This is a genomic window from Kitasatospora sp. NPDC048715, assembly GCF_043198905.1.
In the GTDB taxonomy this organism is placed as follows: Bacteria; Actinomycetota; Actinomycetes; order Streptomycetales; family Streptomycetaceae; genus Kitasatospora; species Kitasatospora lactacystinica.
In genome coordinates this window covers 86,389-112,982 of sequence record NZ_JBICVH010000009.1, presented here as the reverse complement: position 1 = coordinate 112,982, position 26,594 = coordinate 86,389, and the positions used below count along the sequence as shown (strand labels likewise).

Annotated in this window: 21 protein-coding genes; 13 read left to right on the top strand and 8 right to left on the bottom strand. The window is 73.8% G+C overall.

Annotated elements, in window-relative coordinates:
- Positions 1 to 62: 62 nt before the first annotated feature.
- The 7 genes from ACGFSC_RS18330 to ACGFSC_RS18300 all read left to right on the top strand — a co-directional run bounded on the left by ACGFSC_RS18330 (position 63) and on the right by ACGFSC_RS18300 (position 10,746).
- Positions 63 to 605, top strand: a complete 543-nt coding sequence (locus ACGFSC_RS18330; protein WP_359903742.1) for a hypothetical protein — start codon at positions 63 to 65, stop codon at positions 603 to 605.
- On the top strand, positions 602 to 1,468 hold the full coding sequence (locus ACGFSC_RS18325) for an NmrA family NAD(P)-binding protein (protein ID WP_359903739.1): 867 nt from the start codon (positions 602 to 604) through the stop codon (positions 1,466 to 1,468). The genes ACGFSC_RS18330 and ACGFSC_RS18325 overlap by 4 nt, the downstream gene beginning before the upstream one ends.
- Before the next feature lie 390 nt (positions 1,469 to 1,858).
- Complete coding sequence (locus ACGFSC_RS18320) at positions 1,859 to 5,830, top strand: Pls/PosA family non-ribosomal peptide synthetase (protein ID WP_359903736.1); 3,972 nt, start codon at positions 1,859 to 1,861, stop codon at positions 5,828 to 5,830.
- A gap of 47 nt (positions 5,831 to 5,877) precedes the next feature.
- Positions 5,878 to 7,203 carry a M1 family metallopeptidase gene (locus tag ACGFSC_RS18315; RefSeq protein WP_359903733.1) on the top strand — a complete coding sequence of 442 codons (1,326 nt, stop codon included), beginning with the start codon at positions 5,878 to 5,880 and terminating at the stop codon, positions 7,201 to 7,203.
- A 215-nt stretch (positions 7,204 to 7,418) separates the two neighbouring features.
- A complete protein-coding gene (locus ACGFSC_RS18310; protein WP_359903731.1) occupies positions 7,419 to 8,801 on the top strand; it encodes a serine hydrolase domain-containing protein in 1,383 nt (460 codons plus the stop codon).
- 293 nt (positions 8,802 to 9,094) lie between these two features.
- Positions 9,095 to 9,928, top strand: a complete 834-nt coding sequence (locus tag ACGFSC_RS18305) for a GNAT family N-acyltransferase (RefSeq protein WP_359903728.1) — start codon at positions 9,095 to 9,097, stop codon at positions 9,926 to 9,928.
- Positions 9,925 to 10,746, top strand: a complete 822-nt coding sequence (locus ACGFSC_RS18300; RefSeq protein ID WP_359903726.1) for a lysophospholipid acyltransferase family protein — start codon at positions 9,925 to 9,927, stop codon at positions 10,744 to 10,746. Before ACGFSC_RS18305 ends, ACGFSC_RS18300 begins: the two co-directional genes overlap by 4 nt.
- A gap of 82 nt (positions 10,747 to 10,828) precedes the next feature.
- On the opposite strand, the gene ACGFSC_RS18295 is transcribed toward ACGFSC_RS18300, so the two are convergent.
- Complete coding sequence (locus tag ACGFSC_RS18295) at positions 10,829 to 12,394, bottom strand: MFS transporter (RefSeq protein WP_359903723.1); 1,566 nt, start codon at positions 12,392 to 12,394, stop codon at positions 10,829 to 10,831.
- A gap of 124 nt (positions 12,395 to 12,518) precedes the next feature.
- On the opposite strand from ACGFSC_RS18295, the gene ACGFSC_RS18290 reads away from it, so the two are divergent.
- From ACGFSC_RS18290 to ACGFSC_RS18275, 4 genes are all read left to right on the top strand, one after another.
- Positions 12,519 to 13,217, top strand: a complete 699-nt coding sequence (locus tag ACGFSC_RS18290) for a TetR/AcrR family transcriptional regulator (RefSeq protein WP_359903720.1) — start codon at positions 12,519 to 12,521, stop codon at positions 13,215 to 13,217.
- Positions 13,218 to 13,288: 71 nt separating this feature from the next.
- A complete protein-coding gene (gene pip / locus ACGFSC_RS18285) occupies positions 13,289 to 14,251 on the top strand; it encodes a prolyl aminopeptidase (protein ID WP_359903717.1) in 963 nt (320 codons plus the stop codon).
- Between the two features lie 106 nt (positions 14,252 to 14,357).
- The gene (locus ACGFSC_RS18280) at positions 14,358 to 15,356 is read left to right on the top strand and encodes a YdcF family protein (RefSeq protein WP_359903714.1); all 999 of its coding nucleotides are present in this window, start codon (positions 14,358 to 14,360) and stop codon (positions 15,354 to 15,356) included.
- Between the two features lie 422 nt (positions 15,357 to 15,778).
- A complete protein-coding gene (locus ACGFSC_RS18275; protein ID WP_359903711.1) occupies positions 15,779 to 17,287 on the top strand; it encodes a PHB depolymerase family esterase in 1,509 nt (502 codons plus the stop codon).
- Between the two features lie 104 nt (positions 17,288 to 17,391).
- Here the strand turns inward: ACGFSC_RS18275 and mca are convergent, their stop codons facing one another.
- Together mca and ACGFSC_RS18265 are read right to left on the bottom strand one after the other, a co-directional pair.
- Positions 17,392 to 18,309, bottom strand: a complete 918-nt coding sequence (gene mca / locus ACGFSC_RS18270; protein ID WP_359903709.1) for a mycothiol conjugate amidase Mca — start codon at positions 18,307 to 18,309, stop codon at positions 17,392 to 17,394.
- Positions 18,310 to 18,349: 40 nt separating this feature from the next.
- Positions 18,350 to 19,795, bottom strand: coding sequence for an MDR family MFS transporter (locus ACGFSC_RS18265; RefSeq protein ID WP_359903706.1), 1,446 nt, complete (start codon positions 19,793 to 19,795; stop codon positions 18,350 to 18,352).
- Positions 19,796 to 19,991: 196 nt separating this feature from the next.
- On the opposite strand from ACGFSC_RS18265, the gene ACGFSC_RS18260 reads away from it, so the two are divergent.
- Positions 19,992 to 20,639: a TetR/AcrR family transcriptional regulator gene (locus tag ACGFSC_RS18260; protein WP_359903703.1), complete on the top strand. Its 648-nt coding sequence runs from the start codon at positions 19,992 to 19,994 to the stop codon at positions 20,637 to 20,639.
- A gap of 532 nt (positions 20,640 to 21,171) precedes the next feature.
- On the opposite strand, the gene ACGFSC_RS18255 is transcribed toward ACGFSC_RS18260, so the two are convergent.
- Both ACGFSC_RS18255 and ACGFSC_RS18250 read right to left on the bottom strand, forming a co-directional pair.
- Positions 21,172 to 22,227 carry a hypothetical protein gene (locus tag ACGFSC_RS18255; RefSeq protein ID WP_359903701.1) on the bottom strand — a complete coding sequence of 352 codons (1,056 nt, stop codon included), beginning with the start codon at positions 22,225 to 22,227 and terminating at the stop codon, positions 21,172 to 21,174.
- A gap of 340 nt (positions 22,228 to 22,567) precedes the next feature.
- Positions 22,568 to 23,557 (bottom strand): alpha/beta hydrolase, encoded by a 990-nt coding sequence (locus ACGFSC_RS18250; protein WP_359903698.1) that lies wholly within the window; start codon positions 23,555 to 23,557, stop codon positions 22,568 to 22,570.
- Between the two features lie 185 nt (positions 23,558 to 23,742).
- Between ACGFSC_RS18250 and ACGFSC_RS18245 the strand changes: the two genes are divergently transcribed.
- Positions 23,743 to 24,318: a helix-turn-helix transcriptional regulator gene (locus ACGFSC_RS18245; protein WP_359903817.1), complete on the top strand. Its 576-nt coding sequence runs from the start codon at positions 23,743 to 23,745 to the stop codon at positions 24,316 to 24,318.
- Between the two features lie 625 nt (positions 24,319 to 24,943).
- Here the strand turns inward: ACGFSC_RS18245 and ACGFSC_RS18240 are convergent.
- From ACGFSC_RS18240 to ACGFSC_RS18230, 3 genes are all read right to left on the bottom strand, one after another.
- Positions 24,944 to 25,393 carry a TIGR03618 family F420-dependent PPOX class oxidoreductase gene (locus tag ACGFSC_RS18240; protein ID WP_359903696.1) on the bottom strand — a complete coding sequence of 150 codons (450 nt, stop codon included), beginning with the start codon at positions 25,391 to 25,393 and terminating at the stop codon, positions 24,944 to 24,946.
- 269 nt (positions 25,394 to 25,662) lie between these two features.
- Entirely contained in the window at positions 25,663 to 26,130 is a 468-nt protein-coding gene (locus tag ACGFSC_RS18235; RefSeq protein WP_359903694.1) for a hypothetical protein, read from the bottom strand.
- Positions 26,131 to 26,439: 309 nt separating this feature from the next.
- Positions 26,440 to 26,592 (bottom strand): hypothetical protein, encoded by a 153-nt coding sequence (locus ACGFSC_RS18230; protein WP_359903691.1) that lies wholly within the window; start codon positions 26,590 to 26,592, stop codon positions 26,440 to 26,442.
- Positions 26,593 to 26,594: the final 2 nt, after the last annotated feature.

The window sequence follows — 26,594 nt, the reverse complement described above, 5'->3', positions numbered from 1 at the left end:
GTTAGGCACCTAAGCACAAATACTTAGGCACCTAACCAAAAGCGAGAGGAAGAACCGACCCCATGAGCAAGAAGGCCCCGGGCGCTCCCCCGCCCTTCGTCCTGTGGCGCGAGGTCCTGGTCGTCTACGTCATGCCCGCCGCCATGGCCGGGACCGGCGGAGCCGTCACCGGCCAGCCGCAGCTGGTGGCCGCCGCACTCACCACCATCGGCGGCACCTCCGCCCTGGTGGCCGCCGCACTCGGCGCCGTGCTGCGCCGCCGCCCCGTCCGCACCCGGCCCGCCCGGACCCCTCGCCCGCTCGCGGCCGCCGCCCTCGGCCTGGTCGCCGCCGCCCTCGGCCTGGCGGTCGGCCTCGCCGCCGCCCGCTGGCTGCCGCACGTCCCGGCCCTCGCCGACAGCCCCTGGCCGCGCCGGCTGCCGATCGACCTGCCGGTCTCCTCGGCGATCGCCGCCACCATCACCACCTGGCACTGGCGCGGCAGCCGCCCGGTCCGCACGGCGCAGCACCGACTCCCCGCCGCACCCCAAGCCGGAACCGCGTCCCAGCCCGGAAACGCGCCCCGCCCCGAAAACACACTCCACCCCGAAAGGCAGACGTCATGATCGTCATCATGGGCGCCGGTGGCGCCACCGGCGGCGCCACCCTGCGCAGCCTCGCCGCCCTCGGCGCACCGAGCCGCGCCCTCAGCCGCGACCCCGCCCGGTTGGCCGCCGGCCTCGACGAGCACACGCTCGCCCGGACCGCCACCCTCCCGGCCGACGCCGCCGACCCGGCCTCCCTTCGTACGGCGTTCCGCGGTGCGCACCAGCTCTTCCTCACCATGGCCAACGGCCCGCAGCAGGTCCGGTACGAGCTGAACGCGATCGAGGCCGCGGTGGACTGCGGCGTGGAGCACATCGTCAAGGTCTCCGCACCCGCCGCCGAGCCGGACTCCCCCGTCGCCGTCTCGCGCGGCCACCACCTGATCGAGGAGCGGCTGCGCTCCTGCGGCATCACCACCACCGTCCTGCGGCCGTACGCGTTCATGCAGAAGCTGCTGCTCCTGGCGCCCGGCATCGCCGCCGCCGGGGTGGTGCACGGCGTGATGGGCCAGGCGCGGTGCAACTACGTGGACGCCCGGGACATCGGGGACGCCGCGGCCGAGGTGCTCACCTGTCCCGAGCTGGCCGGCGGCACCTACCCGCTCACCGGCGGGCGGGCCTACAGCTATCCGGAGCTCACCGCACTGCTGGGCGAGCTGCTCGGCCGGCCGGTCCGCTACCTCGACCTGAGCCCGTCCGACCTGCACGCCCACCTGGTCGGCCGGGCCGGGATGCCGCCCTGGCTCGCCACCCACGTGGTGGAGATCCAGCAGCTCGCGGTGGTCCGCAAGGAGACCCCGGACGGCTCCTTCCTTGGCCTCACCGGACGCGCCCCGCGTACCCTGGAGGCCTTCCTCGGCGAGAACCTGCACCGGTTCCGCTGACCACCGGGCAGGGCGGCGGGCCGGGCACGGACCGGAGAAATCGGCCCGGGAAACCCGGCCCGCCGCCTCCCGCCACCCGAAGGGAGCAGGAATCGCTGTGGCATGGGTCACGGTCGGAAAATCGACCTGACGATCCGTCAATTCTGCTGACGCCCCATCACTTCCGCATCAAGAGGCGTCAGTTATTGACTGACCTTCTGTCAGATTCGGCCATTTGGGCGCCAGTTGGGCCGAGTGTCCGCTCCTGTCCGCTCGCCGCCCCGGGACTACCATCGGTCAGGTTGTCCGCTCCGGCCCCGGAGTGGGGTCACCCGATCAGGCGGTGCTCCCACCGCCCCAGGGGCCGGGCATCGGTCGGAACGGGGCGAGGACGAGGAGCGCACGGCTGCCATGACAGCTGAACCGAGCCACCCTGAGCAGTACGCCACGCCACCGCAGCAGCCCACCCAGGCCGCACCGCCCGCGCCACCGCAGCCGGACCCGGAACCAGAGCCGCAGCCGGAACCAGAGCCGCAGCCACGGCCGCAGCAGGCCCACGCCCTGTTCCCCGGCCGCCCGGCCGCCGCCCCGCGCACCCTGGTCGACGTGCTGGACGCCACCGTGCGCGCCCACCCCGACGAGCCCGCCCTGGACGACGGGCACACCGTGCTCAGCTACCGCGCGCTGGCCACCGAGGTCGAGCAGCTGCGCCGCCGGCTGGCCGCCGTCGGGATCGGCCCGGGCGACCGGGTGGGCGTGCGCGTGCCCTCCGGCACCAACGACCTCTACGTCTCGATCCTCGCGGTGCTCGCCGCCGGCGCCGCCTACGTCCCGGTGGACGCCGAGGACCCGGACGAGCGCGCCGAGCTGGTCTTCGGCGAGGCCGCCGTCGCCGCCGTGCTCGGCGCCGACCGCGGCCTGGCGACCACCGGCGAGCGCGCTCCCGCCCTGGAACGCCGCCCCACCCCGGCCGACGACGCCTGGATCATCTTCACCTCCGGGTCGACCGGCAAGCCCAAGGGCGTGGCCGTCACCCACCACAACGCCGCCGCCTTCGTGGACGCCGAGGCCGCGCTCTTCCTCCAGGAGGAGCCGATCGGCCCCGGTGACCGGGTGATGGCCGGCCTCTCGGTCGCCTTCGACGCCTCCTGCGAGGAGATGTGGCTGGCCTGGCGGCACGGCGCCTGCCTGGTGCCGGTCCCCCGCTCCCAGGTGCGCAGCGGCGCCGACCTCGGCCCCTGGCTGGCCGAGCAGGAGATCACCGTGGTCTCCACCGTCCCGACCCTGGCCGCGCTGTGGCCGGCCGAGGCGCTCAACGAGGTGCGCCTGCTGATCTTCGGCGGCGAGGCCTGCCCGCCCGAGCTGGTGCAGCGCCTGGTCACCGAGGGCCGCGAGGTGTGGAACACCTACGGCCCCACCGAGGCCACCGTGGTCGCCTGCGCCGCCCTGCTGACCGGCGAGGGCCCGGTGCGGATCGGCCTGCCGCTGGACGGCTGGGACCTCGCCGTGGTGGACGAGGCCGGTGTGCCGGTCGCCCCCGGCGGCACCGGACAGCTGGTGATCGGCGGCGTGGGCCTGGCCCGCTACCTCGACCCGGAGAAGGACGCCGAGAAGTACGCACCGCTGCCCTCGCTGGGCTGGGAGCGCGCCTACCGCAGCGGTGACCTGGTCCAGGCCGACCCGGCCGGTCTGCTCTTCCTCGGCCGCACCGACGAGCAGATCAAGCTGGGCGGCCGCCGGATCGAGCTCGGCGAGGTCGACGCGGCCCTGCAGGCCCTGCCCGGTGTGGCGGGCGCGGCGGCCGCCGTGCGGACCGCGCGCGGCGGCAACCAGCTGCTGGTCGGCTACCTGGTGGTCCAGGACGGCTTCGACCGCGAGCAGGCCGTCGAACGGCTGCGCGCCGAGCTGCCGGCCGCCCTCGTGCCGCTGCTGGCGACCGTCGAGACCCTGCCCACCCGGACCTCCGGCAAGGTCGACCGCAACGCCCTGCCGTGGCCGCTGCCGGAGCTGGAGAGCGCCGGCCCGAGCGAGGAGCTGTACGGCACCGAGGCCTGGCTGGCCGAGCAGTGGTCGGAGATCCTCGGCGTCCGGGTCGGCGGCCCGCGCGACGACTTCTTCGCGATCGGCGGCGGCAGCCTGGCCGCCGCCCGGCTGACCACCCTGCTGCGCACCCGCTACCCGAGCGCGGCGGTGCTGGACATCTACCAGCACCCGACGCTGCGCAAGCTCGCCCGGCACCTGGAGCGCACCGCCGGCGAGAGCACCGAGGCCCGCACCGTCGCCCTGGTGCCGACCAGGGCCAAGCTGCTCCAGCTGTTCCTGCTGGTCCCGCTGTTCACCGTGGTCGGCCTGCGCTGGACGGTCGCCCTGCTGGCCGCCGGGAACCTCCTCACCCACCTCGGCGACTTCCCGTGGGCCCCCACCGCCTCGTGGTGGTGGGTCGGCGCGGGCGCGCTCGCGCTGTACACCCCGCCGGGCCGGCTGGCCCTCGCGGCGGGAGGCGCCCGACTGCTGCTGCGCGGCGTGCGCCCGGGCAGCCACCCGCGCGGCGGCTCGGTCCACCTGCGGCTGTGGACCGCCGAGCGGCTCACCGAGCTGAGCGGCGCGGACTCGCTGTCCGGCGCCTGGCTGGTGCGCTACGCCCGGGTGCTGGGCGCCAAGGTGGCGCCCGAGGTGGACCTGCACTCGCTGCCGCCGGTCACCGGGATGCTGAAGCTGGGCCGCGGCTGCGCGGTCGAGGCCGAGGTGGACCTGTGCGGCTACTGGCTGGACGGCGACCGGCTGCTGATCGGCCAGGTCAAGATCGGTTCCGGTGCCGTGGTCGGCACCCGCTCGACCCTGCTGCCCGGCGCCCGGGTCGGCAAGCGCGCCCAGGTGGCGGCCGGCTCCAGCGTCACCGGCCAGGTGCCGACCGGCCAGCGCTGGGGCGGCGCGCCCGCCGTCAAGCTGGGCCGCGCCGAGCGCACCTGGCCCAAGGACCGCCCGGTCCGCCGGGCCCGCTGGGCCTCGCTGTACGGCGCCAGCGGTGCCGTGCTCGGCCTGCTCCCGGTGCTGCCCTCGCTCGCCGCGCTGGCCGTGCTCTCCCGCTTCGTCGACCAGGGCGCGGCCCTCGGCCCGGCGCTCGGCGGCGCGCTGCTCGGGCTGCTGCCCGCCACACTGGCGTTCGGCGCGGTGTACGCGGCGCAGCTGGTGCTGCTGGTCCGGCTGCTGAGCATCGGCCTGGTGCCCGGGACGCACCCGCTGCACGGCCGGGTGGGCTGGCAGGCGTGGACCGTCACCCAGCTGATGGACCGGGCCCGCGAGGTGCTGTTCCCGCTCTACGCCGGACTGGTCACGCCGCTGTGGCTGCGCGCCCTCGGGATGCGGGTCGGCCGGGGCGCGGAGGTGTCCACGGTGCTGGCACTGCCCAGCCTGACCACGGTCGGCGACGGCGCGTTCCTGGCCGACGACACCCTGATGGCCCCGTACGAGCTGGGCGGCGGCTGGGTGCGGCTCGGCGAGGCGAAGGTCGGCGAGCGGGCGTTCCTCGGCAACTCGGGGATGACCGCGCCGGGCCGCTCGGTGCCCAAGCGCGGCCTGGTGGGCGTGCTGTCGGCGACGCCGGCGAAGGCGAAGAAGGGCGGGTCGTACCTGGGCATGCCGCCGATGCGGCTGCCGCGCTCGGCGGACCAGGCCGACCAGAGCCTGACCTACGAGCCGCCGGCCCGGCTGCTGTGGGCGCGCGGGCTGGTCGAGGTGGGCCGGCTGGTGCCGGTGCTGGCCTCGGCGGCGCTGGGTCTGCTGACCGTGGCGGCGCTGTCCTGGCTGGCGGCCGGCTCGCCGCTGACCGCCGCGCTGCTGTCCGGCCTGGTCCTGCTGGCGGCCGGCGCGGTGGCCTGCGCGGTCGCGGTGGCGGCCAAGTGGCTGCTGGTCGGGCGGTTCCGCGCGGTGGAGCACCCGCTGTGGAGCGGTTTCGTGTGGCGCAACGAGCTGGCGGACACCTTCGTGGAGATGCTGGCGGTGCCGTGGCTGGTCGGCGCGGTGCCCGGCACCCCGGTGCTGAACCTGTGGCTGCGCTCGCTCGGCGCGCACGTCGGGCACGGCGTCTGGTGCGAGAGCTACTGGCTGCCGGAGGCGGACCTGGTCACCCTCGGCGACGGGGTCACCATCAACCGCGGCTGCGTGGTGCAGACGCACCTCTTCCACGACCGGATCATGCGGATGGATACTGTGGTCCTCCGCGAGGGCGCCACCCTGGGCCCGGGCGGCATCGTGCTGCCCGGCAGCACGGTGGGCGCGCGCAGCACGCTGGGCCCGGCCTCGCTGGTGATGCGCGCCGAGTCCGTCCCCGCCGACACGCGGTGGCTGGGCAACCCGATCGAGGCGTGGCAGACCACGTCGTGACCACCTCCCCGTCCCCCCGTCCCGGCCCGCAGGAAGCGCACGCCCCCGTGAAGCCCAAGCACGTCCCCGCGGCCGCCGGTGCCCCGGACCCGTACTTCCCGAACAGCGGCGACCACCGCTACCGGGTGCACCGCTACGAGCTGGCGCTGGACTACCGGCCCGGCCCCAACCGGCTGGCCGGCTCGGCCCGGCTGAGCGCGGTGGCGGACACGGCGCTGGCGGAGTTCGCGCTCGACCTCGCCGAGTTCCGGATCGGCCGGGTGCTGGTCGACGGCCGGGCCGCCCGCTACACCCACCGCGGCGGCAAGCTGCGGATCCGCCCGGCCAGGGCGCTCGTGCCGGGCGCCGCGTTCACCGTCGAGGTGCACTACACCGGCAACCCGCGCCCGGTGCGCAGCCCGTGGGGCGGCCTGGGCTGGGAGGAGCTGACCGAGGGCGCGCTGGTGGCGAGCCAGCCGGTCGGCGCACCGTCCTGGTTCCCGTGCAACGACCGGCCCGCCGACAAGGCCACCTACCAGCTGGCCGTCACCACGCCGTCCCCGTTCACGGTGGTGGCGAGCGGCCGGCTGCTGACCCGCACCACCAGGGCGTCCAGCACCACCTGGGTGTACGAGCAGAGCGCGCCCACCCCGACGTACCTGGTGACGGTGTCGATCGGGCACTACCGGCCGGTGCCGCTGGCGGTGCGACCGGCGGTGCCGCAGACCGGCTACGTCCCGGAGCGGCTGGCGGCCGCGTTCGCCCGGGACTTCGCCCGGCAGCCGGAGATGACGGCGTACTTCGGCGAGGTCTTCGGCCCGTACCCGTTCGGCGAGTACGCGGTGGTGATCGCGGACGAGGAGCTGGACGTCCCGGTGGAGGCGCAGGGCGTCGCCACCTTCGGCACCAACCACCTCGGCGCCGGCTGGGAGCACGAACGGCTGATCGCGCACGAGCTGGCCCACCAGTGGTTCGGCAACAGCGTCACGATCGCCGACTGGCGGCACATCTGGCTCAACGAGGGCTTCGCCAAGTACGCGGAGTGGCTCTGGTCCGAGCACGCCGGCGGCCCGGGCGCGGCTGTCCACGCCGCCGCCGCGCACCGGCTGCTGGCCGGGCTGCCGCAGGACCTCCGGCTCGACGACCCGGGCCGGAAGCTGATGTTCGACGACCGGCTCTACCAGCGCGGCGGACTGGTGGTGCACGCGCTGCGGCAAACGCTCGGCGAGGACGCGTTCTTCGCGATGCTGCGGGACTGGACGGGCGCCAACCGGCACGGCGTGGTCGCCACCTCCGACCTGCGCGCCCACGCCGCCCGCTACACCACCGCTCCGCTCGGCCCGCTCTTCGAGGCCTGGCTGGAGCGGCCGGAACTGCCGCCGCTGCCGGGCTGAGCGCTCCACCCGGCCCGGCGCCGCGCGGTTCGCCCGCGGCCGGGGCGCGGGCCTGGACCGGGGCCGGGGCCTGGACCGGGGCCGGGGCCTGGACCGGGGCCGGGGCGTGGTCCTGGGTGTGGGCATGGGCCTGGGCCTGGACCGGATTAATCGGTCGGCCCCGGGCCCGGGCTGGGCTACTGTCCGTGCATATGTCGATGAGTCCAGAAGCCCACATGACCGACCTGCCCGCCGAGCTGCTGCCCGCCACCCGCCGCGCGCTGCTGCACCGGCTCGCCGTCGCCCAGGCCGAGGGTCGCACGCCCTCCATGGTCGCCGGGGTGCTGCGCGACGGGCAGCCGGTGTGGAGCGGAGCCCGCAGCATGGTCGACGGGCACGCCCCCACCCCGGACGTCCAGTACCGCATCGGTTCGCTCACCAAGACCTTCGTCGCCGTGCTGGTGCTGCGGCTGCGCGACGAGGGCCTGCTCGACCTCGCCGACCCGCTCTCGCGCCACCTGCCCGGCACCCCCGCCGACGAGGCGACCGTCGCCCAGCTGCTCGCGCACTCCTCCGGCCTGACCGCCGAGACCCCCGGCCCCTGGTGGGAGCGGACCGAGGGCTCGCTGCGGCCGGACCTCGGCGACCTCCTGGAGGCCGAACGGCCGCTGAAGCACCCGGCCGGGCGGCTGCACCACTATTCCAACCCCGGCTACGCGTTGCTCGGCGCGCTGGTGGCGAAGCTGCGCGGCGAGCCCTGGGGCGAGGTGCTGCGCCGCGAGGTGCTGGCCCCGCTCGGCATGGACCGCACCACGCTGCTGCCCGAGCACCCGCACGCCGGGGGCTTCGCCGTCCATCCCTGGGCCGACGTCCTGCTGCCCGAGCCGCTCACCGACACCGGCCTGATGGGCCCGGCCGGTCAACTCTGGTCCACCGTCGCCGACCTGGCCCGCTGGGCGGCCTTCCTGACGGCCGGCGACGACAAGGTGCTGTCCGCCGACTCCCTCGCCGAGATGCGCAGCCCGGCCGTCGCCCCGGACGACGCCGAGTGGACCAGCGGCTACGGCCTCGGCCTGCAACTGCGCCGCCACGAAGGCCGGTTGCTGTACGGGCACACCGGCTCGATGCCCGGATTCACGGCGGGCCTGTGGATCAGCGAGGCCGACGGCCTGGCCGCCTACGCCCTCTCCAACGCCACCAGCGGAGCCGCCAGCGCCTCGGCCCTGGCGGCGCAGCTGATCGCGCTCACCGCCGAACTGGAGCCCCGGCTGCCCGAACCGTGGCGCCCGCTGCCCGCGGTGGACGCGGAACCGCTGGAGCTCACCGGCCCCTGGTACTGGGGCGCCGCGCCGGCCGCCCTGCGGCTGCGTCCCGGGCGGGTGCTGGAGCTCACCCCGCTCACCGCCGCCGGCCGGGGCTCGCGCTTCCGGCCCGAACCGGACGGCACCTGGACCGGCGTGGAGAACTACTTCGCGGGCGAGACCCTGCGGGTGGTCCGCCACCCCGACGGCACGGTCAGCCACCTCGACATCGGCTCCTTCGTGTACACCCGCGAGCCGTACGGCCCGGCCGGCGCCGTCCCGGGCGGGGTCGACCCGGAGGGCTGGCGGACGTTCTGAGCCGCGCGTAGCGATCGTTCCGCAGGGGCGCACGGTGCGGCCGTACGCCCCTGCGGCGGGAGTTGTCCACCCCCGGCGGGCGAGCGCCGGGTGCCGGACAAGTGACCGCCGGGCCACGGGTGTTCCCATTCAACAGGTGCACATCTGCGCTCCGCCGGGCCGCAACATAAATGCCAACCGGCTCGGAGAGACATACGGGGACCGGTTCGCGTCCATGCCCAACCGCCTGCGGACCGGGACGGTGCCCTGGTGATCCACGGCACCGCCGATCGTGCTGCCCTGGAGGGTCCGCCATGACCACCGTCCCCACGTACGCTCCGTCCGCAGTCGCCCCCACCCACGACGCCCGGACGGTCCCCGCGCCCCGCCCCCGGCCCGCCGCCCCGGCCGCGTACACCGTCTCCCTCGCCCGCGACGAGGACGACGTGCGCGCCGCCCAGCGGCTGCGCCACCAGGTCTTCGGCGCCGAGCTGGGCGCGGTGCTGCACAGCCCGGTCGAGGGCCTGGACGTCGACCCGTTCGACGAGTACTGCGACCACCTGCTGGTCCGCGAGGGCGAGCAGGGCGCCGTCGTCGGCACCTACCGGCTGCTGCGGCCCGAGGCCGCCCGCCGGGCCGGCCGGCTGTACTCCGACGGGGAGTTCGACCTCTCCGCGCTCGCGCCGGTGCGCCCCGGCCTGGTCGAGCTCGGGCGCTCCTGCATCCGCCCGGACCACCGGGGCAACGGCGCCGTCATCAACCTGATGTGGGGCGGCATCGCCCGCTACCTGGCCGACACCGGCAACACCTGGGTCGGCGGCTGCTGCTCGATCGAGCTGGCGGACGGCGGCGCCACCGCGGCCCGGGTCTGGGACACCGTCAGCGCCAAGCACCTGGCGCCCGAGGAGTACCGGGTCACCCCGCACCGCCGCTGGGACGCCACCGGGGTGGCGCGCGCCGAGCGGGGCGCGCTGCCGGCCCTGCTCCGAGGCTACCTGCGGCTGGGCGCCTGGGTATGCGGCGAGCCCGCGTACGACCCGGACTTCGACTGCGCCGACCTGTACGTGCTGCTGTCGCTGGAGCGCACCGACCCGCGCTACCTGCGGCACTTCCTGTCCGGCGTACCCGCCTCGGGTGCCTCGTCATGAGCATCTGGCTGCCCACGGCGACCTGCCGGCCCGAGACCTGCCTGGCCGAGGCCTCGCCGGAGGTCTCCCACCCCCGGCGGGCGCTGCGGCTGGCGGCCTGTCTGACCACCGTGCTGGCGGGGGTCGTGCTCGGCCTGCCGGTCCGGCTGTTCCCGTACCGCGCCCGGATCCTGCTGGTCCGGCTCTGGGCGCGGGCGGTGCTGCGCGCCCTCGGGGTGACCGTCCACCTCGCGGGGCCCGACGGACCGGGTCCCGGCGCGGACGGCGGGGTGCTGGTGGTGGCCAACCACGTGTCCTGGCTGGACATACCGCTGCTCGTCGCCGGTCGGCCGGGCCGGTCGCTGGCCAAGACCGAGGTCCGGCAGTGGCCGGTGCTCGGCCCGCTGATCGCCGGGTGCGGCACCGTCTTCCTGGACCGCGACCGGCTGCGGACGCTGCCGGACACCGTCGCCGCGGTGGCCGGAGTGCTGCGCTCCGGGCAACCGGTGATCGTCTTCCCGGAGGGGTCGACCTGGTGCGGGCGGGAGAGCGGCCGGTTCCGGCCCGCCCTGTTCCAGGCGGCGGTGGAGGCGGGCGCCGACGTCCAGCCGGTGACGATCCGCTACCGGCTGGCGGACGGGCGGCCGACCAGTGTGCCCGCCTTCATCGGGGACGACGGGCTGCTCACCTCGCTCGCCCGGGTGGTCGCGGCCCGCGGGCTGGTCGCCGACGTCACCTTCCTGCCGCCGATCGCGCCGCCCGGCCCGCAGCCCGCCCGGGCGGGCGCCCGGCGCGAGCTGGCCCGCAGGGCGCAGGCGGCGATCGAGGGCATCCGCTGACGGGCCGCCGGTGCGGCGGCCCGTGCGACGGGCGCGTCCGGGCGTGCCGTGCGCCCGGCCGGGCCGCCGGCCGGATCGCCGATCAGGCGGAACGGGCCTCGGCCGGCTCCGCCGGCCGAGGACGGACGGCCTCCGGCGGGGCGATCGGACGGGCCCGGCCGAGCAGGACGGTGACCAGGACGGCGGTCACCGCGAGCGCGACCGCCCCGCAGCGCACGGCGAGGTGGATGCCGTCGATGAAGGCGCCGTCCACCGCCTCCTGGAGCGGACCGGGCAGTGCCGCCGCGGCTGCACCACCGCCGTGCACCGCGCCGGTGGGCGCGTCCGCGATCGGACCGACGGCGTCCGGCGGGACGCCGATCCGGTGCAGGGCGGCCGTCAGGGAGTCGGTCAGCCGGCCGGTCAGGACGGCGCCCAGCACGGCGATCCCGAGCACCCCGCCGAGCTCGCGCAGGGTGTTGATGGCGGCCGAGGCCATCCCGGTCTGGGCCGGGGCGACCCGCTGCATCACCCCGATCGACACCGGGGTGAAGGTGAGCCCCATCCCGAGGCCCATCGCGAACAGCGTCCACAGGTATTCGAGGTAGTGCGCGTGGTCGCCGTACAGTGACAGGCCGCCGAGACCCGCCGCGCAGAGGACGAGGCCGAGCACCAGCGGCGGCCGGGGCCCGTGGCGGGCGGTCAGCCGGCCGGAGAGCGGCGCGGCGAGCACCAGCATCGCGGTCATCGGCAACCCCGCGTAGCCCGCGGCGGCCGGGGACCAGCCGAGGGTGCCCTGCATCATCAGCGGCAGGAAGAACAGCGCGCCGAACATCCCGAAGCTGACCATGAACCCGCTGAGCAGCGCGCCGCCCAGCATGCCGTCGCGGAACAGCCGCAGCTCCAGCATCGGTTCGGCGAGCCGCAGTTCGAGCAGCAGGAAGGCGATCAGCAGCACGGCGGCCGCGGCGCCGCACCCGAGCACCCGGGCGTCGGTCCAGCCGCGGGACGGGCCCTCGATCAGCGCGTAGACCAGCAGGCCGAGTCCGGTGGCGGACAGGGCGAGGCCGCCGAGGTCGATCCGGCGGGCGCGCGGCGGGATGTCCGGGAGCACCCGGGTGGCGAGCAGCAGTCCGGCGACCCCGATCGGCACGTTGATCCAGAACACGCTGGCCCAGCCGAGGTGTTCGACCATCGGGCCGCCGACCACCGGTCCGACCGAGAGGCCGAGCGCGGAGACCCCGGACCAGGTGGCGATGGCCTTGGCCCGCTCCTGCTCGTCGGTGAACACGTGCCGCAGCAGGGCGAGACTGCCGGGGGTGAGCAGCGCGGCGCCGACGCCCTGGAGCATCCGGGCGCCGACCAGCACGCCGATCGTGTCGGCGAGCGCGGCCAGGGCCGATCCGACCGTGAAGAGGGCGAGGCCGAGCCGGAACACCCGGGTGCGGCCGTACCGGTCGCCGAGTGCGCCACCGGTCAGCACGAAGGCCGCGTAGACCAGGCTGTAGCCCTCGGCGACCCATTGCAGGCCGCTGATCCCGGCGTCCAGTTCCTGGCCGATGCGGGGCAGGGCGTTGTTGACGATGACGTTGTCCAGCATGGACATGAACATGGTGACGCAGAGCGTGAGCAGCGCGAGCCGTCGGCGGCGGGCGCTCGATTCCTCCATGGGTTCCCTCCCGGTCATGAGCCCCTAACACTGTTAGGGGTCGGCGCGACAGCCACAGACTGCACCTAACGGTGTTAGATTGCAAGCGGGAATCCACCACACGGCCGGAGGCGTCCGCACACCCATGCCGCAGAACCACCCCGACACGCCCGGGACCGACGACACGACACCCGCCCTGACCAGGGACGCCCTCGCCCAGGCCGCCCTGCGCGTCCTGCAACGGGACGGCCTGGCCGGGCTGTCCATGCGCAAGGTCGCCGCCGAGGTCGGCGTCAAGGCGGCCTCGCTGTACTGGCACGTCCGCAACAAGCAGGAGCTCCTCGACCTGCTCACCGACGCCCTGTTGGGCTCCGCCGAGCCCCCGCCGCGCACCGGCGGCTGGCGCGAACAGTTCCACGCGTACTGCTGGCGCTACCGCCGCCTGCTGCTCGACACCCGGGACGCGGCCAAGGTCGTCGCCGGCCGGCTCGCCCCCGGGCCCCACCTGCTCGGGCTCATGGAGGACCAGCTGGACCGCCTCCGCGCGGCCGGCTTCTCCGACGCCGACGCCGCCATGGCCAGCTACCTGCTGGGCGCCTTCGTCCAGGGCTTCGTGCTCCAGGAACAGTCGCCGATCTCGGCCGCCGAGGTGCTCGGCACCAGCCGCCGGGACATCGCCGACGCCGCCGGCGACCTGTTCCGCGCCCTGCCCGCCGAGACCTTCCCCAACCTGGTCGCCCTCGCCGACGACCTCACCGCGCCGGACATGGACGCCCGCTTCGAGTTCGGCCTCCAGCGGGTCCTCGACGGCCTGGCCGCCCTGCTCCCGCCGGAGCACCGCTGAGCCCCTCCCCGGGATCCGACACCGGGGTAGGCTCGCCGGGCCCACCCCGTACGACCACGGAGGAGTCACCGATGCCCGAGCCGTACCCCCTCTACGAACCGTACGCACAAGGCCTGTTGGACGTCGGCGACGGGCAGCTGATGCACTGGAACGCCTCCGGCGACCCGGCGGGCAGGCCGGCCGTGGTGGTGCACGGCGGGCCCGGCTCCGGCCACAGCCCGGGCACCCGGCGGTACTTCGACCCGGAGCGCTACCACCTCGTCCAGTTCGACCAGCGCGGCTGCGGGCTCAGCCGCCCGGCCGCCGCCGACCCCTCGACCAGCCTGGAGCACAACACCACCGCGCACCTGATCGCCGACATGGAGCGGCTGCGCGAGCACCTCGGCATCGACAAGTGGCTGCTCTACGGCGGCTCCTGGGGCTCCACGCTGATCCTCGCCTACGCGCAGGCCCACCCGGAACGGGTCTCCGCGATCGTGATCTGCGGGGTCACCATGACCCGTCCCGAGGAGACCGACTGGCTGTACCGCGGCGTGGGCCGCTTCCTGCCCGCGGCCTGGGAGGCGTTCCGGGACTTCCTTCCGCCCGCCGACCGCGACGGGGACACCTTCGAACTGCTCGCCGCCTACAGCCGGCTGCTCAACAGCACCGACGAGCCCGTCCGGCGGGCCGCCGCCAACGCCTGGGCCACCTGGGAGGACGCGGTCATCTCGCACGAGACGCTGGGCAAGCCGAACGCGTACACCGACCGGCCCTCCGACGCGCTGATGGCCTTCGCCCGGATCACCGCGCACTACTTCTCGCACCGGGCCTTCCTGCCGGACGGCCAACTGCTGCGCGACGCCGGGCGGCTGTCCGGAATCCCCGGCGAACTGATCCACGGCCGGCTGGACCTCGGCGGGCCGGTCGACACGGCCTGGCAGCTGGTCAAGGCCTGGCCGGACGCCCGGCTGACGGTCATCGACGACTCCGGACACACCGGCAGCCCGCGGATGCGGGACGCGATCCTGGCCGCGATCGAGCGCTTCGCCTGAACCCCGGCCGGGCGTCCGGGGCACCCGCCGGGCGCTCACCGGGGCCCTCGGTTCCTCCGAACGCCCGGCCGGTTCGTACAGGTGGGATTCCCCTACGATACGACGCATGATCGCCTATGCCCCAGCCGCCCTGTTCTTCCTGTTGTTCGGAATCGGGGTAGTACGCGACCGTCGCCAGTTCAGCAACGCCGTCCTGCTCGGCATCGCCGTCTCCCTCCTGTCCCTCGCCCTGCTCGCCGAGCTCCGCAAGGCGCCCAGCATGGTGATCACACTCGCGGCGGCGGTCATCGTCCTCCTCCCGGCCCTCGGCACGGCGGCCCTGGTCTGGTTCCTGCTCGCCAACGGCCTGACCATGATCCGCAAGGAGGGCAGACGGCCGGCCAACCTGCTGTCACTGCTCGCCGGGCTGGGCATCCTCGGCGTCATCGGACTGCTGGTCGCCGCCCTCATCGTCCACTCGCGGCCGCTGGCCGCGCTCGCGGGCACCGCGGTGCTCGTGGTCGGCTACATCTCCTTCCTGTTCACCTGCTTCGTCGGCTACGCCTTCCTGTACAGCCGCCACCGGCCGCGCCGGGACGTGGACTTCGTGATCGTGCTCGGCTCCGGGCTGATCGGCGGCGAGCGCGTCCCGCCGCTGCTCGCCAGCCGACTGAACCGGGGCCGCGAGGTGTACGAGAAGCAGGCCGCCCGCGGCAACCCGCCGGTGCTCATCACCTCGGGCGGCCAGGGGCCGGACGAGAAGCTGCCGGAGTCCCACGCGATGGCCGACTACCTGGTCGAACGCGGCTTCCCCGACGAGCACATCGAGCGGGAGGACCGCTCGCGCACCACCGAGGAGAACCTGCTGTTCAGCAAGGCCATCATGGAGCAGGCCAAGCCCGACTACCGCTGCGTCGTGGTCACCAACAACTTCCACGCCTTCCGGGCGGCACTGCTCGCCCGCCAGACCGGCGTCAACGGCCACGTCTTCGGCTCTCCCACCGCCCGGTACTACTGGCCGAGCGCCACCATCCGCGAGTTCGCCGCGATCTTCCTGTCCCACAAGCTGGTCAACTTCGGGATCTGCGGCTTCATCGCCCTCTGCGGAGTGCTCGCGGCCCTGTGAGCCGCCCCGGGACCCCCACCCGGGCGGGCCCCGGTCGCTCCGGCGGCCGGGGCCGGTTCTTTTCCATCCGACATCGGCTTGTGGAGGTGGCTCCCGGGTTCGCCCCGGAACACCGCCGTCCCGACGCCACCTCGCCTCAAGTGCGTTCCGGTGCGGGGCAGGTACGGCCTTCGGCGCTCCGCATGACGCGCGGCCGGGCCGCAGGACCACGGCGCGGGCCGCGGGGCACGGGCCGCAGGACCACGGCGCGGGCCGCGGGGCACGGGCAGTAGGACCACGGCGCGGGGCGCGGGAGTAGGACCATGGCGGCCTGCGCCATGCCCGGGCGGTGGACCCCGGATGACCGTCACATGGCACCGGGCCTGCGGGCGCGCCACGCTGCACGGGACCGGCCCCCACTCCTCCCCCACGTTGGAGTCCCCATGCCACTGCGCCCCACCGCCGCGGCGCTGCTCACCACCGTCGCTCTCGCGCTCGGCGCCGCCGCGCCCTCCGCAGCCGTCGCCTCCCCCGCCGCACCCTCCGCCACCACGGTTTCCCCCGTCACGGCCTCCGCCGCATCCTCCGTGGCGGCGGCCGCCAGCGGCAGCTTCCAGCAGGTCACCGGGTTCGGCACCAACCCGGGCAACCTCGCGATGTACACCTACACCCCCGCCGGCTTGCCCGGCGGCGCTCCCCTGGTGGTCGCGCTGCACGGCTGCGTCCAGAGCGCCACCGACTACTACCGCAACTCGGGCTGGACCAAGTTCGCCGACCAGTACGGCTTCGCGGTGGTGTTCCCGCAGACCAGCAGTGTCAACAACAGCCTCTCCTGCTTCAGCTGGTTCGACGCGAGCCGGGCCGCCCGGGGCGTCGGCGAGGCCAGGTCGGTGGTCGAGATGGTCGCCAAGGCCGAGTCCATGTACGGCTCGGACGCCCACCGGGTGTTCGTCACCGGGCTCTCGGCGGGCGGCGGGATGGCCGCCGACCTGTTGGCGGACTACCCCGACGTGTTCGCCGGCGGGGCGATCGACTCCGGGCTGCCCGCGCACTGCGCCGCCACCCAGGCCGCCGCCTCCGGCTGCCAGAACTCCGACCAGGGGCTCACTCCGGCCCAGTGGGGCGACAAGGTCCGGGCCGCGTACCCGGGTTACACCGGGCCGTGGCCCAGGGTGGCGATCTGGCAGGGCACCGCCGACACCGTGGTCAGGCCGGTGAACGCGGCCGAGCTGCGGGACCAGTGGACGAACGTCCAGGGCCTCGGCCGTCAGCCGACCGGCACCCGGAGCCTGCCCGGCGGCACCACCCAGGAGGTCTACGCCGATGCGAACGGAAGGCCCGCGGTGGCCGTGTTCACGATCAGCGGGATGGGCCACGGCCTGGCCGTCGACCCGGGCTCCGGGGCCGACCAGTGCGGGACGACCGGCGCCTACTTCCTCGACACGATCTGCTCCGGCTACTACACCGCGCAGTTCTGGGGGCTGGACGGTGGCTCCGGCCCCACCGACCCCGGGCTGCCCGCCCCGACCGGGCTGACCGCGACCGCGACCGCCGGGTCGGTCGCCCTCGGCTGGCAGTCCGTCAGCGGCGCCTCCTCGTACCAAGTCTTCCGCGATGACACCCAGGTGGGCAGCACGACCGGCACGGCCTTCACCGACACCGGACTCGCGGCCGGCACCACGTACCGCTACACCGTGGCGGCGGTCGACGGGTCGGGCGCCGCCGGCCCCCGGTCGGCGGCGGTGACGGCGACCACTCCGGGCGGGGGCACCCCCCAGTGCTTCACCGCCAGCAACTACGCGCACGTCTCGGCCGGCCGTGCGACCCAGACCGGCGGCCAGACCTACGCGCTCGGTTCGGGCCAGAGCATGGGGCTCTGGAACACCTTCGTCACCCACACTCTGAAGCAGACCGGACCGGGCTACTACGTGCTCGCCGACGGCCAGTGCTGAGCGGAGGGCCGCTGCCGAGCGGACCATCGCTGCCGAGCGGACGGCGGTCACCGCGCCACCCGGTGACGCCGCGAACGCCCGCGCCGCCGCGCCCGCCGTCCGGCTCATCCCGCCCCCACCCCCACCCGCGCCTCCGCCCGTAGCCCGGCGAACAGGTCGGTCTCGATCACGCCGTCCCCGGCCGCCGCACCCACCACCGGCACCAGGCTCCGGGCCAGGTGGTAGTCCTCGGTCGGCCAGACCTCGCGCTCGATGTCCCGTGGGTGGGCCATGAAGGCCACGCCCGGCTGGACCTGGGTGGCGTGCGCCAGCATCGCCGCGTCCCGTACGGCGAACTGCTCGGCGCATGCCACCCGGGTGGTGGTGGCCAGGGCCGGCGGGGTGTCGGGCCAGCCGGCGAGCAGCTCGCCCATCCCCGAGGGGACGCCCCGTTCCGTCATGGCCTCGTGCAGGGCCCGGAACCAGGCCCGGGAGAGCGCCAGGTGGTAGTAGAGCTTGGACACCTGCCAGGGCTCGCCCGGCCCGGGATCGTGCTCCGGGTCGGCGGCGGCTTCGACGGCCGCCACCGTGACCCGGTGGGTCATCACGTGGTCCGGGTGCGGGTAGCCGCCGGTCTCGTCGTAGGTGATCACCACCTGCGGGCGGAACTCCCGGATCAGTGCGACCAGCGGCGCCGCCGCGAGCTCCACCGGCCGGGCGGCGAAGCAGCCCTCGGGAAGGGGCTCGTCCGGGCCGGGCATCCCGGAGTCGACGAAGCCGAGGAACCGCTGGCGCACACCGAGGATCTCCCGGGCGGCCGCCATCTCCTCGCGCCGGACGCGGGCGATGTCGGCCCGGACCTCGGGCCGGTCCATGGCCGGGTTGAGCACCGAGCCGCGCTCGCCGCCGGTGCAGGTGGCGACCAGGACGTCCACGCCCTCGGCCGCGTACCGGGCGAGGGTGGCCGCACCCTTGCTGGACTCGTCGTCGGGGTGCGCGTGGACGCTGAGCAGGCGAAGGCCGTCGGGGTGGCGGATGGACACGGGTGCCTCCAGGTCTGGGTGGTCGGGAACCGGCCGGTGGTCAGCCGGATCGGCGGGTGTTCGGGTAGAGCAGCGCCGGAGCGATGGCGAGCGCGGACAGGGCCAGGACCCACCAGAAGGTCTCGCCGAAGGCCGCACCCGGCCGGCCCGGGTGCCCGTCCTGCGCCTGCTGGAGCGCCAGCGTCAGCACCGCCGTGCCGAGCGCCCCGCCCACCCGGTTCAGCACGTTGACCGCACCCGCCGCCGCCGGCACCTGGTCCTTCTCGACGCTCCCGTACACCACTGCCAGGCCGGGGATCGCGATCATCCCCATGCCCGCGCCGCGCAGTGCCAGCGAGCCGGCGATCAGCCAGGCGGCCGGTTCGGAGCCGCTGCCCAGCTGGGTGAACGCGATCGTGCCGACCAGGGAGCAGCCGATGCCGATCATGATCAGCGGACGCGGCGCGATGCGGTCGGTCATCCGGGCGGCCAGCATGGCGGTGACCGCCGTGCCGAGGGCCTGCGGCGCCAGCAGCAGACCGGCCTCCACCGCGCCGGCGTGCTTCACCTGCTGGTAGTAGAGCGGCACCAGGAACATCGAGCTGTAGAGCGCGGCGCCCTGCAGGAAGCTGTTCGCCGTCGCCACGCTGAAGCCGCGCCGGGCGAACAGCCGCAGGTCGATCAGCGGCGTCCGGACGCCCCCGCGCCCCACCCGCAGCGCGTACCAGCCGTAGGCCGCCACCAGCACCGCGCCCGCCGCCAGAGCGACCCAGCCGGCCGTTGCGCCGTCACCGATCGTCGCGAGCCCGTAGACCAGCCCGGTCAGGCCGGGCGAGAGCAGCACCAGGCCGGTCACGTCCAGCCGGGGCTTCGGTGCGTCCGACGTCTCGTCGGACGGCAGCCAGCGGGCGGCGAGCAGCAGGATCACCAGCCCGACCGGCACGTTCAGCAGGAACATCCAGCGCCAGTCGAAGTGCTCCAGCACCAGCCCGCCGAGGATCGGCCCCAGGACCGGGGCCAGGCTGATCGGAAGCATCAGCGTGCCCATCACCCGCCCGACCCTGGACGGCCCGGCCGCTTGTATGATGATCGCCTGGCCGAGCGGTTGAATCATCCCGCCGCCGATCCCCTGCAGCACCCGGAAGGCGATCAGACTGCCCGTCGACCAGGCCAGGCCGCACAGCGCCGACCCGAGCACGAACAGGACGACCGAGGCCAGCCACGCCCGCCGCCCCCCGAAGCGGCCGGCGGCCCAACCCGAGAGCGGCATGGTCAGCGAGATCGCCAGCAGGTACCCCGTGGCCACCCACTGCATCTCCGCGATCGAGCCGTGCAGATCGCGCCCGACGGAGTCGATGCCGACGTTGACGATCGTGCTGTCCAGCAGCGCGAGCACCGGCCCCAGCGCGAGCACCCCGCCCATCTTCCACAGGCCCGGCGGAATCGGCTCCGGCTCCCCCTCCCGGACTCCTCCCGGCCGGCCCTTCGCAGCAACGGATGCGGTCATGCGCCCTCCCCTGGTCGCCCTTGGGCGAGTCGCCCCCGAACCCGCGTGCCGCCACTTCGACGCTCACCCGGCACACTCTCGGACGCCCACCCGGGCAGCCTCTCCGGCCGCCCCGGGAAGAACTTAGGACGGACCCATCGATTAGGTCAAATCTAATTTCTGTACTCGACCCAGACTCCTGCGCTAGGCTCCCGGCATGACCGAGACCGGGACGACTCCGAACCTGCGCGAGCTCAACAAGCGCCGCACCCGTGAGGCGATCTCGCACGCCGCGACCAGGCTCTTCATCGAGCGGGGCTTCGACCGCACGACCATCGCCGAGGTCGCGGCCGCCGCGGGCGTCGCCAAGATGACCGTCACCAACCACTTCCCGCGCAAGGAGGACCTCTTCTTCGACCTGCACGAGGAGCTCGTCGTCCGGCTCGCCGCAACGGTCTCCGAGCGCGCACCGGGCGAGTCCGCGCTCGCCGCGCTGCGCCGCGACTGCCTCGCCGGGCTCGACCGGCACGACGCCCGACTCGGCTTCTCCGGCCCGGAGTTCGCCCGCACCGTCTTCGACAGCCCCGCCCTGGGCGCCCGGCTGCGCGAGCTGCACGAGCACAGCGAGACGGCACTCGCCGAGGCGCTGGCCGAGGCGGTGCACGAGAGACCCGTCGGCTTCGAGTGCCGGGTCGCCGCCGCGCTGCTCGCCGCCGTGGACCGTGCGGTGTTCGCCGAGGTGTTCCGCCGCACCCTGGCCGGCGAGGAGCAGGCGGCGATCGCCGCCGCGGTCCGCCCCTCGGCCCTCCGGGCCTACGACCGCCTGGAGAGCCCCCTCGGGAACTTCGCCGTCCGGAACGCCTGAGCAGGGTCGGGACTGGCCCGGTGGCTGACGCTCCGATTCCAGTCCCCGCCGCTTCACACCGTGCATTGCAGTTCGACCGCTACACCCACCACGGCGACCGGATCGCCCGAAGCCCGGACAGCCCCCTCGACCTGGAGTCCCTGGCGTTTCGTGCCGCGGCTGCCCCGGCCGTGTCGTGGCGATCGAGGCGGTCCGGGACGGCGCCACCGTCCACGACGCCCCTCCCGCCAGGAGGGATACGCCTTCAGCACGGGCGGATCGTCCCGGTCCGCAGTGAGTGGCTGTGTTCCAAGGTCCTAGCGGTGCTTGCCGAGGTCAGAAATGGAACAGGCGGATCGGCGCTGTGATGAGGGGGTTGGATGGCCGTGGCGGCGGCAGCCGTGGATGGTCCGTAGATCCGGCGCCGTCCGGGGGCAGAGGGTCGGGGCTCCTCGGCAGGTGCCACGTAACCGCCGCCGTCCACTCGGCACAGGTCCCACACGCCGGTGCGAGACCTGCGCCCATCCTGACGACCGGTCGTCGAGGATCGGGACTAGAAGTATCCGATGCCGGCGATCTGCCAGGGTGCTCCGACGTGGGTGGGGCTGCCGTTCTCCTCCAGCACATCGGCTCGGCCGATGATGCTGTTGCCGGCCATGTGCCAGATCTGGGTCTCATCGGTGCTGGTGTTGTGCCAGAGGATGTCCGGGCTTCCGTCGCTGTCGAAGTCTGCGGTGCCGGCGATCTGCCAGGGCGCTCCGACGTGGGTGGGGCTGCCGTTCTCCTCGAGCACGCTCTGCCGTCGGGCGATGCGGTGGGCGTAGTCCATGGACCAGATCTGGGACTCGTTGGTGTTGGTGTTGTGCCAGAGGATGTCCGGGCCGCCGTACGGGTTGAGGCCTGACACGCCGGCGATCTGCCAGGGTGCTCCGACGTGGGTGGGGCTGCCGTTCTCCTCCAGCACATCGGCTCGGCCGATGATGCTCATGTCGTTCATGAACCAGATCTGGGTCTCGTTGGTGCTGGTGTTGTGCCAGAGGATGTCCGGGTATGAGTCGCTCCGGTTGAAGTTTGCGACGCCGGCGATCTGCCAGGGTGTTCCGGCGTGCGCGGCGTTGCCGTTCTCGTCGCGCACGATCCGGCTGGTGAGGTTGCGACCGTTGCTGTCCAAGTATCTGATCACGGTCTCACCGGTGTCGCTGAGGTGCGTGATGACGTCCGCGGTTCCGTTGTGGTCGAAGTCTGCCGCGCCGGCGACCTGCCAGGGTGCCGGGGCCCCAATGGGGCTGCCGTCCGGGCCGACCACGGTCTGCCGGCCGGTGACGCGGGTGTCGTCCATGTACCAGATCTGGAGCTGGTCGAGGCTGGTGTTGTACCAGAGGATGTCCGGCTGCGCGTCGCTCAGCACTTGATCGGCGGGTGGCCCGGTGACCTTGGCGGGTGCGGTCCCGTCCGGGGTGGGGCTGCCGTTGGTCACCGAGACTGCCGGGGTGGTCCCCTTGTCGCCGGCCCGGCCCGTTGCGCTGTGCGCCGGGCCGGTACTCAGGGCTGTCAGAGCGGCGACGACGGCGATGGCCGCGCCGGTCAGGGTTGTCTTCGTTCTGGGCATGGTGGTTCCTCCTGTGCGCGCCGACGGCCTGATGCCGTGGCCTGTGATCCGACGGACGAGAGGAGGCGCCCTTGCGCCGGCCGGCACGTGCGCTCACCCGGCGACCCCGCGCCGCGGCCGGCCGGCGGACCCGCTGGTGTTCGGGGGCGGAGGTGCGCCGCGTCCTGCACAGGTCGTTCCACGGAGTCGGCCACCGGTCACAGGCGCCGGTCCGAAACCATCCCACTGCATGAAGCCTGGTGAGCCGGCCCGGCACGTCGACACGTCCGGTGTGGCGGGGGTGACCATGACGAACAGTGGCAAGCCCTTGCGGCGGAGGCCGGCCGGCACACCCGCCGGTTCAGCTCTGGAGGGAGGCGAGCCAGGCGGTCAGCAGGCGGTTGACCTCCTCGGGACGCTCCTGCTGGATCCAGTGCCCGCAGCCGTCCAGGATGTGGGTGGAGGCCAGGGCGGGGAGGGTGGCCGGGTAGGCGTCGATGGCGTCGGCCATCCAGGTCGTGGAAGCGTCCAGGGCGCCGCCGATGAACAGGGACGGCTGCGTGATCGGGGCTCCGCCGTACTGGGCGAGGTCCTCCCAGTCGCGGTCCATGTTGCGGTAGCGGTTGAGGGCCCCGGTCATGCCGGTGCGCTCGAACTCCCCGGCGTACACGTCGAGGTCGTCCTCGGTCAGCCAGGCGGGCAGCTTGCCGCCGGGGAAGCGGTCGCGCAGCCGGCCGCCGGTGCGGGTCACGAAGTGCGGGTCGGGCTCGCCCTGGGCGGGCATGGTGTCGGCGGACATGGCCGCGTAGAAGCCCGCGAGCCAGCCCCGGAGGTCGGGCTCCATCTCTGCTTCGGCCCGGCCGGGCTCCTGGAAGTACGAGACGTAGAACTCCTGGTCGCCGCCCATCTGCGCGAAGACGTCGGTGGGGCGGGGGCCGCCGGGCGGCGCGTAGGGGACGCTCAGCAGTGCGACGGCGCGGAAGACCTCGGGGTGGAGCAGGGCGGAGGCCGCCGCGATGCTGGAGCCCCAGTCGTGCCCGACGACCACTGCCGTCTCCTCGCCCAGGGCGCGTACCAGGGCGACGTTGTCCTCCACGAGGTCGAGCATCCGGTAGGCGTCCGTCGCGGCCGGCTTGGAGGAGCGGCCGTAGCCGCGCACGTCGAGCGCCACGGCCCGGTATCCCGCCGCCGCGAGGGCCGGGAGTTGGCGGCGCCAGGAGTACCAGGACTCGGGGAAGCCGTGAACGAGCAGGACCAGCGGTCCGGTGCCCTGCTCGACCAGGTGCAGGCGCCCGGCGGGCGCCTCGATGGTGCGGTGGCACAGGTCGGCGGACGGTGCGGGCTGGTGCATCGCTTCTCCTCGGTTCACGGGCGGCCGCGGTTACCCACCGATCATGCGGCGCGGCGGCCGCACGACGCGAACACCCTTGCCATCGTGGCAAACTGGCAGGACAGGACGGTGGAGGCGGCACGGCCGCAGGGAGCGGGGCGACGGTGACGGTGACGGACGACAGCACAGCCGACACGCTGGCGGCCATGGGCCCCCGGCTGCGGACCGCGCGTGAGCAGCACGGCGCCACACTCACCGGCGTCAGCCGCGCGACCGGCATCTCGCTGAGCACGCTGTCGCGGATCGAGACCGGCCGGCGCAAGCCGACCCTGGAGGTACTGCTGCAGCTCGCGAAGGCGTACGACGTCTCCCTCGACGAGCTGGCCGGCACCGCACCCGCCTCGGCGGCGTCCGGACCGCGTACCCCGGTGCCGCAGCGTTCCGGCAACGACAAGACGGTGCTACCGCTGACCCGGTACGTCGGGGGCCTGCACGCCCACAAGCACGTCCTGCCCGCCGTCGACGCGCCGCCGGCGCGGCCGCGGCAGGTCTCCCACGACGGGTACGAATGGCTGTGCGTCCTGTACGGGCGGCTGTGGCTGGCGCTCGGCGAGCAGGACCTCGTCCTGAGCGCCGGGGACGTGGCCGAGTTCGACACCCGCACCGCCCACGGAGTCGCGAACGCCGGACCCGGCGGACCGGTCGAATACCTGATCATGTTCGGGCCGCAGGGAGAGCGCCTACGACCGCGCACCCCAGCCCCCGACCGCGGGGTCCGGTAGCGCGGAGCACAACGTCCGGGCCCCGCGCCGGTGCCTGCGGCTTCACGCCTCGGCGGCGGCCGGATCACGTGGTGGCCGGATCACGCGGTGGTCGCAGGCCGCCGGGCGGGGCAGGGAGGTGGAAGGAGTGCCGGCCGAGCATGTTGATGTGGTGCCGCACGACCGCTGAGAGGCGAGTCACGTCCTCGTCACGCCGGTGGCCGGGCTCGTCGGCGGGGCTGAATTTCTCCCGGACGGCCCGGCTGTCGGCGCGGCGGCGGACCCGTCACCGTCAGAGGTCGTTCCTGGACTCCGGCCCATGGGACTTTCGATATCGGTGGGACTCCTCTACGACCAGGCTCGCAACGACGCCGAAGGCCTCGACCGTCACCGCTCTGCCTTCGCCCGCCTCGGCCAGGCGCTCATGGAGGAGGGAATCAGCTGGCACGAGCTCCGACGGGCGGTTCCCACCGCACACACCCACCGCACACACCCACCGCACACCCACCGCACACCCACCGAGACGGCGGAGTCCGGGCGCCGGCCCCCCGATGGTGGTCGGCGCCCTCGGTGTCCGACTGTGAGCGGCGCAGCTGCTGGACGGGCCGGGGGCCGCGCATCCTGTCAGCGACACCCGGCAGGTGCACTACTCGGGGGCGGGGACGGGGCCGCCGGGTCGGAACCGCTCCACCCCGACAATGTGCCGCACCTTGACCGGGCGCACGATCACCGCGACCCGCTGCTCACCCGGCATGGTCCACTCGTAGTGCTCCACGCCCAGGTACTTGCGGGCCAGCCGGTCCATCCGCTCGTGCGCCTCCTCGCCCTCGATGAAGCGGGCCACCACACCGCTGATCTGCACGCGGTCGAAGGGGTCGGTGGCGTCCGCGTGCGAGAGATAGACGCGCGGGTCGCGACGCAGGTTCTCCTCCTTCACCCGCCCCACCGAGGTGTTGAACGTCAGTTCCCCCTCTCCCTCCAGATCCACCCACATCGGGCTGACCTGCGGTGCCCCGTCGGCGAACACGGTGCCGATGTACCAGATGTTGGGTGCCTGCAACCGAGCGCGGACGGCTTCGTCGAATGTCGCGGTCATCCCGGGAGGCTACCAACCACGAAGGGTGCCAACCGCGTACTCGGGTGGAGCCACTGATGAAGCCGTGAGGGTCTGTTCTGCCGGTCGGGGGTGGGGTAGAGGCGTTCGCGCTGGCGGCCTCGGCGGCGAGGCGAATCCTCAGCAGTTCGTTCAGGCGGCTGAAGTGGCAGAACGCCAGCTGAGCAAGGTCGGCAGCCCCGCAGGCCAGGATTGCCGAGCGCAAGACCCACAGGTCGGCTCACCCAGAAAGGATCAGCAGGAACGTTGGATCACATCTCGCGCCGGTTGTTCGTCCAGGAGATCTCCTGGAGAACATCCTCAGGAGTCGGCACCGCGTCCGGGTAGTGCTGGCGGATCTCCCGGACCACCGAGGCATCCGCGGTGCAGAGGTCCCAGCTCGTGCTGTCGAACTCCCGCAGCACCACCCTCAGCTCATCGCCCGCGTACCCCACGAAGTCCGCGTCAACGAACTGAAGGTCCGGCGCGACCAGGGCCAGTAGCTCAAGGGTGCCGATCCCGGCACCGGAGGAAGCCTTCTCGATCTCGGCAAACCTGGTGACCAGTCGAGCATCGTCGATCCGCACCCTCCAAGTGAGACCGAGTCCGAAGCTCCCGAGGCGCACAAGGAGTTCCGCCAGCGTGACGTAGTACCGCGTGGAGGCACGGTCCTGCCCAGGAGGACGATCACGCCAGGCCGCGAACGTGATCGACTGAAACGCGCCAGGGGGCCTTGCCATCGATGCGGGCTCGATTCGCTTGCGAGGATCAGTGTGCTCTCACATCATGATCTTCCTTGGCCGCAACCGCAGCCGCAGATCATTTTGAAACCGTCAGCCACTGGGGTTTTCGTTCGGCTGCCGGGCAGTGACAGGACAGGTAGTGATCCCCGAACAGGTGCGGTTCGAGGCCGCCGCCCTGTTCGAGGCAGGCGAGAGCACCTCGGTGACGCCGCCGAACGCCCGCACCTGGGGCCGGCGCGGGCACGCACCCCTCGTCCGTGCCCGGGGACGCTCCCGCCGTCGGATCCCGGTGGCCGCGCCGTGCTGCTACAAGCCCTGCCAGAAGTGCAGGATGATCCACCGGCCCCGCTTCCACCATCCGCTCAAGGGAGCCCGCAAGAGCTTCGCCTGGATGCGGCGGCCGACGACCAGGATCGGGCCGGCGGGCTCGAAGAGCTGTGAGGTCTGCTTCTCGTCCACCG